This window comes from Pseudomonas fragi (assembly GCF_002269505.1).
GTDB classification, from domain to species: domain Bacteria; phylum Pseudomonadota; class Gammaproteobacteria; order Pseudomonadales; family Pseudomonadaceae; genus Aquipseudomonas; species Aquipseudomonas fragi_D.
This window is the reverse complement of sequence record NZ_NQKQ01000002.1, coordinates 55,402-67,039: the sequence shown is the minus strand read 5'-3', so window position 1 is coordinate 67,039 and position 11,638 is coordinate 55,402. Positions and strand designations below refer to the sequence as shown.

Annotated in this window: 11 protein-coding genes, 1 tRNA gene and 1 pseudogene; 9 read left to right on the top strand and 4 right to left on the bottom strand. The window is 54.2% G+C overall.

What is annotated here, in order from left to right:
• The first annotated feature begins 3 nt into the window (after nucleotides 1-3).
• The 3 genes from CJU81_RS02810 to CJU81_RS02800 are packed head-to-tail and all read left to right on the top strand — an operon-like array spanning nucleotide 4 to nucleotide 3,014.
• Nucleotides 4-462 (top strand): tripartite tricarboxylate transporter TctB family protein, encoded by a 459-nt coding sequence (locus CJU81_RS02810; RefSeq protein WP_095029898.1) that lies wholly within the window; start codon nucleotides 4-6, stop codon nucleotides 460-462.
• Nucleotide 463: 1 nt separating this feature from the next.
• Nucleotides 464-1,978: a tripartite tricarboxylate transporter permease gene (locus CJU81_RS02805; protein WP_095035416.1), complete on the top strand. Its 1,515-nt coding sequence runs from the start codon at nucleotides 464-466 to the stop codon at nucleotides 1,976-1,978.
• Nucleotides 1,971-3,014 carry an AbrB family transcriptional regulator gene (locus tag CJU81_RS02800; RefSeq protein ID WP_095035415.1) on the top strand — a complete coding sequence of 348 codons (1,044 nt, stop codon included), beginning with the start codon at nucleotides 1,971-1,973 and terminating at the stop codon, nucleotides 3,012-3,014. The genes CJU81_RS02805 and CJU81_RS02800 overlap by 8 nt, the downstream gene beginning before the upstream one ends.
• Before the next feature lie 60 nt (nucleotides 3,015-3,074).
• On the opposite strand, the gene ung is transcribed toward CJU81_RS02800, so the two are convergent.
• Nucleotides 3,075-3,767 (bottom strand): uracil-DNA glycosylase, encoded by a 693-nt coding sequence (gene ung, locus CJU81_RS02795; RefSeq protein ID WP_095001347.1) that lies wholly within the window; start codon nucleotides 3,765-3,767, stop codon nucleotides 3,075-3,077.
• Nucleotides 3,768-4,312: 545 nt separating this feature from the next.
• Nucleotides 4,313-4,750, bottom strand: a complete 438-nt coding sequence (locus CJU81_RS02785) for a DUF3757 domain-containing protein (RefSeq protein WP_176464786.1) — start codon at nucleotides 4,748-4,750, stop codon at nucleotides 4,313-4,315.
• Nucleotides 4,751-5,027: 277 nt separating this feature from the next.
• Between CJU81_RS02785 and CJU81_RS02780 the strand changes: the two genes are divergently transcribed.
• From CJU81_RS02780 to CJU81_RS02760, 5 genes are all read left to right on the top strand, one after another.
• The gene (locus tag CJU81_RS02780) at nucleotides 5,028-5,249 is read left to right on the top strand and encodes a cysteine-rich CWC family protein (RefSeq protein ID WP_095035412.1); all 222 of its coding nucleotides are present in this window, start codon (nucleotides 5,028-5,030) and stop codon (nucleotides 5,247-5,249) included.
• A gap of 33 nt (nucleotides 5,250-5,282) precedes the next feature.
• Complete coding sequence (locus tag CJU81_RS02775; RefSeq protein ID WP_095035411.1) at nucleotides 5,283-5,993, top strand: pseudouridine synthase; 711 nt, start codon at nucleotides 5,283-5,285, stop codon at nucleotides 5,991-5,993.
• Between the two features lie 85 nt (nucleotides 5,994-6,078).
• Complete coding sequence (locus CJU81_RS02770) at nucleotides 6,079-6,936, top strand: alpha/beta fold hydrolase (RefSeq protein ID WP_095035410.1); 858 nt, start codon at nucleotides 6,079-6,081, stop codon at nucleotides 6,934-6,936.
• A 107-nt stretch (nucleotides 6,937-7,043) separates the two neighbouring features.
• Nucleotides 7,044-7,117 (top strand) — tRNA-Gly (locus CJU81_RS02765).
• A gap of 560 nt (nucleotides 7,118-7,677) precedes the next feature.
• On the top strand, nucleotides 7,678-8,463 hold the full coding sequence (locus tag CJU81_RS02760; protein ID WP_095035409.1) for a DUF5677 domain-containing protein: 786 nt from the start codon (nucleotides 7,678-7,680) through the stop codon (nucleotides 8,461-8,463).
• Nucleotides 8,464-9,194: 731 nt separating this feature from the next.
• Here CJU81_RS02760 and CJU81_RS02750 read toward each other — a convergent pair.
• Entirely contained in the window at nucleotides 9,195-9,578 is a 384-nt protein-coding gene (locus CJU81_RS02750) for a type II toxin-antitoxin system PemK/MazF family toxin (protein WP_095035407.1), read from the bottom strand.
• Nucleotides 9,579-9,714: 136 nt separating this feature from the next.
• Between CJU81_RS02750 and CJU81_RS02745 the strand changes: the two genes are divergently transcribed.
• Nucleotides 9,715-10,437 (top strand): hypothetical protein, encoded by a 723-nt coding sequence (locus tag CJU81_RS02745; protein ID WP_095035406.1) that lies wholly within the window; start codon nucleotides 9,715-9,717, stop codon nucleotides 10,435-10,437.
• A gap of 13 nt (nucleotides 10,438-10,450) precedes the next feature.
• Here CJU81_RS02745 and CJU81_RS02740 read toward each other — a convergent pair.
• Nucleotides 10,451-11,309, bottom strand: a pseudogene (locus CJU81_RS02740) (hypothetical protein); the annotation flags it as partial.
• Nucleotides 11,310-11,638 lie beyond the last annotated feature (329 nt).

The following is an 11,638-nucleotide window of genomic DNA, read 5'->3' as shown; positions in this document are numbered from 1 at the left end:
ACCATGCTCTTACAACGCATTTTTGCCTCGGTGCTGCTGCTGGTATGCGCCGCTCTGGCGCTGATGGCCTGGCCCTATCAAGCGCAGTTTTCCTACGAGCCGGTCGGCCCGCGTGCCTTCCCGCTACTGATGCTCGGCCTGATGGGCCTGGGGCTGATCTACATGATTTTTCGTCCGACGCCCGTCGTCCACAGCGAAGAAGACCCGCAGCTGGACCGCGAAACCCTGACCAAGATCGTGCTGTGCACGGTGCTGCTGCTGATTTTCGCCGGTACGTTCGAACCCCTTGGATTTATCCTCAGCAGCATCCTGATCGGCATTCCGATGGCGCGTCTGTATGGCGGCCGCTGGCTACCCAGCTGTGTGATTGTCAGCCTGATGAGCGTCGGCCTTTATCTGCTGTTTGATAAAGCGATGGACGTTCCACTGCCGCTCGGCCTGCTCGAAGCTCTGGAGAACTGATATGGATACGTTTGGTTATTTGGGCCAGGGCTTTGGCGTCGCACTAAGCCCGTACAACCTGGTGACCGCCCTGTGCGGCACATTGATCGGTACCGTTGTCGGACTGTTGCCGGGCCTGGGCCCGATCAACGGCGTCGCCCTGCTGATCCCGATCGCCTTTGCCCTCGGCCTGCCTCCGGAGTCCGCACTGATCCTGCTGGCGGCGGTGTATTTGGGCTGTGAATACGGCGGGCGCATCAGCTCGATCCTGCTGAACATCCCGGGCGAAGCCTCGACCGTGATGACCACCCTGGATGGCTACCCGATGGCCCGCAAAGGCCTGGCGGGCGTAGCACTTTCGCTGTCTGCCTGGAGCTCGTTCATCGGCGCCTTTATTGCCACCTGCGGCATGGTACTGTTCGCCCCGCTGCTGGCCAAATGGGCAATTGCCTTCGGCCCGGCGGAGTATTTTGTGCTGATGGTATTTGCCATTGTCTGCCTGGGCGGCATGGCCGGGGATCGCCCGCTCAAGACCTTTATCGCCGCACTTATCGGTCTGTTTCTGTCGTGTGTGGGGATTGATGCCAACAGCGGTGTCTACCGTTTCACCGGTGACAACATCCACCTGACTGACGGCATTCAGTTTGTCGTTCTGGTACTGGGTTTGTTCTCCATCAGCGAAATCCTGTTGCTGCTGGAAAAAACCCATCGCGGCCAGGAAGCGGTTAAAGCTACGGGCCGCATGATGTTCAACTTCAAGGAAGCTTCGGCAGTGTTCGTGGTGAACATCCGCTGTGGCTTGCTCGGTTTCATCATGGGCGTGCTCCCCGGGGCCGGGGCCACACTGGCCAGTGCCGTGGCCTATATGACTGAGAAACGTCTGGCAGGCACCACCGGCAAATTTGGCCAGGGCGACATGCGTGGTCTGGCTGCACCTGAAACCGCCATTGGCGCTTCGGCCTGCGGTGCTCTGGTGCCGATGCTGACGCTGGGCGTTCCGGGTTCCGGTACCACGGCGGTGATGATCGGCGCCCTGTCGCTGTACAACATCACTCCCGGCCCGCTGCTGTTCCAACAGCAACCCGATATCGTCTGGGGCCTGATTGCCTCATTGTTTATTGCCAACATCATGTTGGTGATCCTCAATATCCCGATGATCCGCATCTTTACCCGGATTCTTTCGGTGCCTAACTGGGCGCTGGTGCCGGTGATCGCGATTATCACGGCCATCGGCGTTTACGCCGTGCATGCCACCACGTTCGATCTGTTCCTGATGATCGGTATCGGTATCTTCGGTTACATCTTGCGCAAGCTCGATTTCCCGCTGTCGCCGGTGTTGCTGGGGTTTATTCTGGGCGGGCTGATGGAACAGAACCTGCGGCGCGCCCTGTCGATTTCCAACGGTGCGCTCGAGATCCTGTGGGCAAGCCCGATCACTCTGGGCGTCTGGGTGCTGACAGCAATCATGCTGCTGTTGCCGGTAATCCGTATCTGGCGCAAGCGCAGCGCCCAACGTCGCGCCCTGGCCAATGCTTGATTCACAAATCAAGCATTGGTGGGGCACGCCGCTGGTCGGCCTGGCTGGCGGCTACCTCGCCAGCCTGATCGGCTGGCCATTGCCATGGATGGTCGGCTCGTTGCTGGCGATCATCCTGGTGCGCTGCCTGACACCCTGGCAACTGGCCGAGATTCCCGGCGGGCGTAAATGCGGTCAGTGGATTGTGGGCATCGGTATCGGTCTGCATTTCACCCCAGTGGTGATGGAGCAGGTGCTGGCGCATTTCTGGCTGATCCTGGCAGGTGCCCTGCTCACCAGTGTGTCGAGCGTGATCGGTATATGGCTGATGCGACGCAGCGGTGAGGATCGCGCCACCGCGTTCTTCTCCAGCATGCCCGGTGGTTCGGGGGAGATGGTCAACCTCGGCGCACGCAATGGCGCCGTATTGAGCCGCGTCGCTGCAGGCCAGAGCCTGCGGGTACTGACCGTTGTGCTGTGCGTTCCGGCAGCCTTCAAGTACCTGCTGGGCGAAGGTGCTCCCGCCGTACAGCCTGCCTCGATTAACTTCTACTGGCTGGCGTTATTGTTTCCGGCAGGTGCCTTGCTGGCCTGGATCTGGCAACGCTTGCGCCAGCCAAACCCTTGGTTGTTCGGGCCGCTGCTGGTCAGTGCCGGCGTGAGTATTTTATGGGATCTGCATATAGGCCTGCCGGACGGCAGCAGCCAGATGGGGCAGTGGTTGATTGGTAGCGGGCTGGGCTGTCATTTCAATCGGGCATTCTTTCGGCGGGCGCCGTCGTTCATCGGCAAAACCCTGCTGGGCACAGCCCTGACCATGTTGATCGCCAGCCTGTGCGCGCTGGGCTTGAGTGCCCTTACCCAACTCGATCTGCGCTCGATGACCCTGGGGATGATGCCTGGCGGCATTGCAGAAATGAGCCTCACCGCAGAAACATTGCAACTGTCAGTACCCCTGGTCACCGCTTTGCAGGTGATGCGCCTGATCTTCGTGCTGTTTTTGGCTGAACCCCTGTTTCGCTATTGGGCTCGCCAGGATCAAGCCAACCCTTCCTGACAACAAGTGCTGGCACACCGGCTATTACGCTGGGTGTGCCTAGTACCGCTGAGCAATGACTTAAACCGGTGGCAGTTTCCAGTCGATCGCAGCCAGGCCATTTTGCTCAAGGAACTTGTTGGTGCGGCTGAAGTGACCGTTGCCTATAAAGCCCCGGTACGCCGATAGCGGCGATGGATGCACCGACGTCAGCACCAGATGTTTGGTCGCATCGATCAGTTTCTGTTTGCTCTGGGCATGAGCACCCCACAGCAGGAACACCAGCTTGGGTTGCTGCTCGCTGACCACCTGAATAATCCGGTCAGTAAAATGCTCCCAGCCCTTCTTGGCATGGGAAGCGGCATTGGCGCGCTCCACCGTCATCGTCGTATTGAGCAGCAAAACGCCCTGCTCTGCCCAGTGCTGCAAGCAGCCATGGGGCGCAATGTCGATATTCAGGTCGCGTTTAAGCTCTTTATAGATATTGACCAGGGACGGTGGTGTCGGGATACCGGGCTGTACTGAAAAACACAGGCCATGTGCCTGACCCGGACCGTGATAAGGGTCCTGCCCGAGAATCACCACCTTGATCTTGTCCAGCGGCGTCAGGTTCAGGGCATTGAAAATAAGCGGGCCCGGCGGATAGATCTCTTTTCCGGCCGCATGCTCCTGGCGCAGAAACTCGCGCAGCTCGGCCATGTAAGGTTTATCGAACTCCTCACGCAAGGCCTGCTTCCATACAGGTTCAAGTTTTATACGGTCATCCGGCGTCATGGCTAAATCCTGAAAAACAATGGGGCGGACACTAGAAAAGGTCGCCCCCGTTGTCAACAGCACTATCGGCCCCGCCACCCCCAGTCATGACCAGAGCCGGCGCCATAGCCTGGTCTGTGGCCGGGGCGGTAGCCCCGTTCCCGATAGTAGCCATGGGGCGCCGGGTAGTAACGTGACCCCTGATAGTAACGTGGAGGCGGTGCATAATAGCTGCGCGGATATACATAATAAGGCCGGTAGCCACCATCGTAATAAAGCACCGGAGCCGTATATACCTCAGACCGGTAATAACCTGTGCTGCCCGAGTAGTAAGGCACACAAGCAGACAGTGACAAGCCAATGACAACAATAGAGAGCAGGCGACGATACATGGCGGCCTCCTGGACCGCGAAAGAGCACTCCCGGCGACGCCGGGAGGCGACAAACAGCAACGCTGTCCGACACCTTTAAGACCCTAAAAAAGGCATTAAGTGCCATTTACAAAAAGTGTCAGACAGGTGGATGTCTGCCCCCTCCCCCTCCGTTGCTACAATATAAATACTGGCTTAATCGATAATGGAAAAAGCACAGGCGCTTGCATTGGCTGCATTGCACTCATAAACAACCAGCCCCAGACCACTTTCAATCATCTTCCAGTTTTCAACATTGGCAAGCCGCATTGAATGTTCATTTGCAGTGCGCTGGCGATAATACAAATTCACACGGGAGCGATCCCGGGCTTTGTATTCACAATAGCCAATCCGCCCTGCAGCGCCTGGCTGATTATTTTCCGGATAAAAAACAGCACCCTCAAACGATTCTAGCTGCGAAGCCGTCACGGCACTGGATACTGCGATCCACTCGTCCCCGGCCCTGCTGGCCGGGGCCGTGTAAACGCCAGCACGGAGAGCCACATTCCCGGCACCCGGACAACTTTCAGAGCCACTGGCCAACGATATTACCGAATAAAACAGCGTGCATAAAAAAACCCAAACAACCTTCATAAACAGCCACCCCTGCACAATATGCATTAAAGATGATTAATAGCGGCAGACATCAACTGCCTGCCAGAACAATACTAATCAACCATCCTTTTTTGACAATGCAGTTATTCGTAGCCAATTTCCGATAATCACGCCCGAATACTTTTAACACTCACATTTAAAGAACAAGCAACTTCCGGACACCGGCATACAAAAAACCTATCCAGTAGTATTAAGTTACATACTCCCCCTCCAGGGTTTACCATAGGGCCACTGAACACCTGCCGGACACACCGACATGACGACCCCCGACATTTGCCCCGCCTGCGGCGCCCGCAACGACTGCTCCATGGCAAACCCCGGGACCCAGGGACAGCCCTGCTGGTGCTATGGCGTGAGCATTGCCCCTGAAGTTATCCGCGCCCTGCCACTTGAACAGCGCGACCTGACATGCCTTTGCCCGCGCTGTGCCCAGGTACAAAGCCAATTGCCGCCAGCGCCAGCGCCCGCCCTCACGTAAGATGCACATCTGAATTTCCTGTGATTGATCGCCATGCGTTTAGACCGTTTTCTCAGTAACTTGCCCCAGTTCAACCGCCAACAAGTGCGCCTGCTCCTGATAGAGAAGCGCATCCAGGTTGACGGGCAGGTCATCTGCGATCCACGCCATGAAATCCGTACATTCAGCCGGATTGAGCGCGACGGGCACGTCTTGCAGGCAGGCAAACCGGCGCGTTACTTCATGCTGCACAAGCCAACCGGTTGCGTAAGCGCCACCCAGGATGCGGAGCATCCAACGGTGCTCGACTTGCTGGATGAGCCGGACAAACACGACCTGCATATCGCAGGCCGGCTGGACTTCAACACCAGTGGGCTGATGTTGATCACCAATGACGGGCACTGGTCGCGCCATGTCACCCAACCACAAACCAAGATGCCCAAGGTGTATTACGTCGAGACCGAGCAGGAAATCACCGACGCCTATATCAGCAAATTCCGTGAGGGTGTCTATTTCGCTTTTGAAGACCTGACCACGCAGCCCGCCGAACTGGAACTGCTTGGCCCTTGCAGCGCGCGCCTGAGCATCGTTGAAGGTCGCTACCATCAGGTCAAACGCATGTTTGGCTACTTCAATAACAAGGTGGTGCGCCTGCACCGTGAAAGTATCGGGCCATTGGTGCTCGACATCCAACTGACCCCCGGCGAGTACCGGGCATTGAGCGAGCAGGAAACTCTGCAGTTCCACCCCGCCCCTGCGAGCTAACCTGCAACGGGGCCTGCCCCCTTTCTGTAACAATCACAGAGCACCATCAGTCAGACCGACACTCGATTCACTGGAGTCTGACGCCATGCTCAAGCCCGAAATTGCCGTGCTCGACATTCAAGGCCAGTACCGCATTCACACTGAGTTCTATCGCTGCGATACGGCAGAAAACACCATCATCCTGGTCAACGGCTCGATGGCTACGACGGCCTCCTTTGGCCAAACCCTGAAGAACCTTCATCCGCATTTGAACGTGGTGCTCTACGATCAGCCCTACGCGGGCAAATCAAAACCCCACAACCCTCATCAGAAAATGCTGACAAGGGAACTGGAAGCCCTGGTGCTTCTGGAGCTGATTGAGCACTTTGACGTCAATTATCTGCTTTCATTTTCATGGGGTGGTACGGCAGCTTTGACCGCACTGGCAGCCACGCCACGGCGTATTGAAAAGGCCGTGATCAGTTCCTTTTCACCGCTGATCAACGAAGCCATGCGCGACTACCTGGAGCGTGGCCGCCATTGCCTGGCAGCGCGTAACGGTACCCAGGTCGGCCATCTGGTCAACGACACCCTGGGCAAGCATTTGCCGCCGCTGTTCAAGCGCTTCAACTTCCGCCATGTCAGCAGCCTGGCCGAACATGAATACGCGCAAATGCACTTTCATATAAACCACGTCCTCAGCAGCGACCAGCAATGCTTCCTCAGCGCCGCCCGGGGTATTGAAATTCCTGTGCTGTTTATCAATGGCGAATGGGACGAATACACCGTGGCCAGCGATGCCCGGCACTTTGCGCAACCGATCGCCAACAGCCAGTTTGTCAGCCTGGAAAACACCGGGCATTTTCTGGATATGGAACACAAATCCGCCAGCCATATCAGTAAAAACGCCCTGCTCGATTTTTTAAAACCGACACACCCCCAGCACCCGTCACTTTCCCTGTGAGGGTGCCCGGAGCAAACAACAGGGCGAAAAAACCGCTACAAATGAAACATTTGAAGAATAAAACTTCTCATCAAGGCCGACTTCTGGTACAAAGTCAGCCGCTCTGAGCGGGTGTCGTATAATGGTATTACTCCAGCTTCCCAAGCTGATCACGCGGGTTCGATTCCCGCCACCCGCTCCACTATTTTCAAGGCTTGCAGCTCTGTTGATCCCATACCGCATCCCTCTGGGGGCCGTATTGGGGGCCGTTTCATGAGAGCTGACGCGAATAGCCGCACAGCCTGATCCCCCCCCCCCATATAGGTGCCAATCCTAAAACTCGTGGGGGGCCTGTAAAAAAGTAATATTAGTAATATCCCCTTCGAAAAATGGCTACAGCCCTTGCAGATCAAGGCTTCCAGCGTTTTCAGGAAACAGCGATATCTGAGCGATAGGAAGGCGATAGTATTACCTTTCTTTAAAGCTATATTTCTATTCCTTAAAACCCAATGAAACCGGGGCTTTGGCAGAGTTATTACTTTTCATATCGCTTCATATTACCCTCCCTTGTAATACCGAAAGCCCAGCAAAACCGGGGCCTCCAGGCCCATTAGCGATACCATATCGCTGATATCGCTCTTTTTGAAAAAACCACCCTGCTCCTAAGAATAAATCTCAAGAAAAGCGCTTACTCCCGGCTTCTCTGGCTATGGGTGGAATTGCCCCATTTATCCAGCGCGGATCCGCGATTTAGGAGTACGAATGAGTTTTGAAGACGAAGGCTTTACTGGAGAAAGCGCAGCATCCATTAGGGAAGAACAACTCGAAAAATATGGCGATCTCTTCGCCTTCGCTAAGGCTTGCTCAAAGCTCGCAGTGGATACCACTCAGCTTTTACCTGATACAGAAGATCGACTGGAGTTGACCTCCCGCCTCTTTTTTGCGCGCTGCACATCTCACTTCCAAGCTGCGATATGCCTGGCTGAAGGGGGCATGACGATCGAGGCTATGGTGCTTTGCAGGAGCCTGATTGAGACGTTCTTTGTACTCAATGCCCTCGCACAGGGTGTTGTGACACCAGCTGAGCTAGTAAGCCATGATGGCGCCTCAAGAAAATCCCACGCAAATGCTCTTTTGAATAGAAAAAATACATATCCCAGTGTCGTCCCATTCGAAAAAATTCTGAATGATTTTGTTGCTGATAAGGCTGCGTCAATAGAGATCAAGCTTTTTGATTTTGCTCGTAAAGGCGATGCCTTAGCGGCTTACGATGGTTTATATCGACACCTGTCCCATCACGCTGCACACCCCTCTTTATCAGCGGTCGAGGCCTACCTTATAGAGTCGAGCGATAAGGGGCCGCATGTTCAGTTTCGCCCAATCCTCGATCACACCCCTAGAGCCATCCTTAGCGCTTGCATCGGGATTCTGATGTGCTGCTTTGCGTGCGATAAGTTGGGCGCACGTAACCCACAGACCAATTCGACGGGCGCGAGGCTGTGGGAGGAATATGTAACACTCAATGATGCATACGATCTCTGGGGCTGATATTTGGCTGCGTTACCATGTGAAATCGTTTAAAAACACCAGAACTCGCGCAAGCCGTAGCTTTGACCGGCAATTCGATCGACGTTGGCCAAAGCGTTTTGTTCACCTGAAATGAGCGTTGTGGATTTGGAAAACCCACCGAAACCCATGTTTTCAAAGTTTTCGCCCAATGAAACCGGGGCTACCAGTATCACCCCGCCCGTGAACGCCCTGAGTGCCGCTGTGCAACCGCGCTGCATTTCCCTTCAAAACTTTGCATTTTGTGCAATGGCCGATCCCCTCCAGAAGCGCACAGTCTGCCTGGGCTGCAGGATCGTTTGCACTACATCCGGGTTTGCACAAAAAAAAGACACAAAGCCCGTCGGCGGGAGGGGGATAAGTGCATTTTATGGTGGTTTTTTTCTTGACCTGTTTTTCCCTAACGAGGATTTCTTAAAAGAGATGAGCAGGCTAGGGGGAAGGTGCGAGAGGGGGGGGTGGAGCTTGATCGACAGAAGGAAGGTTTGTCATTCCCAGAAATGACAAAGGGCGCCTTTCGGCGCCCCAATTCACAAACAGGCTGGCTTGTCATCGCTCTATGCCCGTCTGGCTCTACGATTGCTGGTTACCCAGGATCCTTAGAGTCTCACAAGCCCCTTTCGGGAACGACTCAATTATTGCGCAAATTTGAGCAATCAGCAACTGTTTGCTAAACACATTGGGCGTATGTACTGCCAATATGTTCAGGATTTTTACAGGCCAAGCGCGCTCCGAAGCGCTGCTTTGATCGCTGTGACCTCCTCTGCAGCCAGGGAAGGACTGCTGTAAGTGCGCACACCATTACGGTCTCTACCCTTGATCCGATCAAGTCTAGATAAGCTAACGGTGGCGACCATGTCGCATTTTGCCCAGCAGATCGGGCTGCCGCCTGGCAAATGACTCTCAAGCTCGACATGATGGCCGAGGAGCGGCACTGGGGCCGTCGTACTCAATGGAACCACCGTGACTAGCTTATTATTTGAGCGATGCTTACGTATGATCACCACAGGTCTGACTTTGATCATTTCAGGCATTTCGTAGCCCCTGAAGTCACAGATGAGAACGCAACCTTCCTTTGGTTGAAACTGGAGTGCCATTCAGCTTACTCAGCAAAAAAAGAAGATTTTGCTTGAAAAAGCAGTTGAGTGGCTACCTAAAAATGGAATTCATATTTCTCTTTTTTGAAATTTGCGGTCGCAACAACAAAATAATCAGATGAAGGTTGGGGTTTTTATGATTAGGGATGTAACTCTTGTAGAGAATAATTTCATTTCTATTTTTTCTGATGCTGTGATTTTATATGAAGCTGCTGTCTCGGCAGTGGATGAGGAACTTAAAAGTGCTTTAGTAAAATCCTCAATATTGACAGTTAATTACGCCTTGGAGGCGGCTGCGAACTCTTTTGTTTCGTCGGTTGAGTTAGATGACGAACTGAAAGGTAAGGTTGACAGGTACTCAACACTAGAAAAGTTTGGGTATGTTGTTAATTATCATACTGGGAAGTCGTTACCCAGTGGGGCAAAGATTTATCAGCAGGTCAGAAATCTTATAACTCGACGAAATCAAATGGTTCACCCTAAGGTCAATGCTGTTGGTTACCAAGTGCGTACTACTGGCGGTGGTGGCGAACCATTTATGCACACCGTCATAAAAAAAGCGCCCAAGAAAGGCGCGAGCCAAAACCCCAAGTTACTTGGTGATGATCCCGAGCTGTATACAGTAAAAGACGCTCAGGCTGCATTGCAGGCGATGACCTCTTTTTTAAATTTATATGTCGAAGAATGGTGGGGTATAGGGTATGAAAATGCCAATCTATTCTTGTATCAAACTTGGGATGGTTCAATTGGTGCAATGCCATACATGTTCAGGCCACATCAAATAAAAGTGCTTATAAGAAACAAAGAGCTTTTAGATGTTAGATTTATCGGTATTCATGGAATGATATCTCTTGAATAATTTTTTGAGCTTTTCAGTTAGTGTTGAGTGTTGTAGTTAAATTATTATAGGCTTTTTTTTCTGCGAGGAGCATTGCTCTTTCAGCGCCATTACTTAGGAGTGCAGCAATATTAGGCACTGGTGTTGCCCCATGCGTATGCCCCGCCAGTTGCACGTTCATCTCCTGCACCAGGTCGAGCAAATCACACACCACCTGAAACAGGTTCATGCTCTCGGAACCGATCCAGTTTTTCGGCGCGACCAGCCGCTGGCCATCCCCGGCCACGCTCTTGCGCAGACCCTCGATCCGCTCCTGCATATCGCCACCCACCGTGGCGTTGTACTTATCCCCTACCACCAGATTCAGGTCGCGGCCAGTGGCCTGGTGCAAGTCATCCACAGCCGCCACGCTCATCGATCCGCCTGACAGCAGTTTCACGGCGCCCAGGGCTTCTATGGTTTTGACCCCGCCGACGGTTTCCTTTGAGTGGTCGTCCACGGTTTGGCTGTGGCTTTGATAGTGCTCCTGGTTGTCCAAGGACTGCACTTCGCGGTCGGCTGAAAAGTCCTGTATGCGGCCATCGGTCTGCCGCGACCAGTTGCCGTCGGCGTCCACGCGCTGTTGGGCGGTTTCGCTGTGCTGCCAGACTTGATCCCCTTTGGGCACCTTGGGCAGGCTCAGGCCGTGGGGCAAGATGGTTTGAATGAACGGCTTGCTGGGCATGCGGTAGGTGAAGTTGACCACCCACATGGCGCCTTCCCCCGGGAAGCCGAAAAAGCCCATCTCATCACCCCCCCACGGACACTGGCAGCGGTAAACCGGCCAGGATCGGCAGGTTGGGGTCGGGTTCGCCGTCCTCGGCCAGTACCTGCAGGCCTACCGCGTACCGGGGCAGCGGCTCCTGGTCACCAAAAAATGACTTCGCCATCGCCCTGTTGCTGCCAGATCGGGTCGGAGATGTTGAACACCCGGACCAGGCTGTCCATGATTTGAATGCCGATGGCCAGGTTGAAAAAAACGGGGCTTTGATCCCCCCTAACAAGAGCCTAGGTGCGTCAACATCCTCACCACGAACCGCCTGTATAGTCAAAAGCGTTACATGTAGACATCAGCTACACAGGTGGGGTACGATCTGTTTCGGGGCAAATATCCTCCTTAATCAGAAAGTAAAAATACTTAAAGTACCGAAAACACCTAGAACACATAAAACCGCCAGAGGTA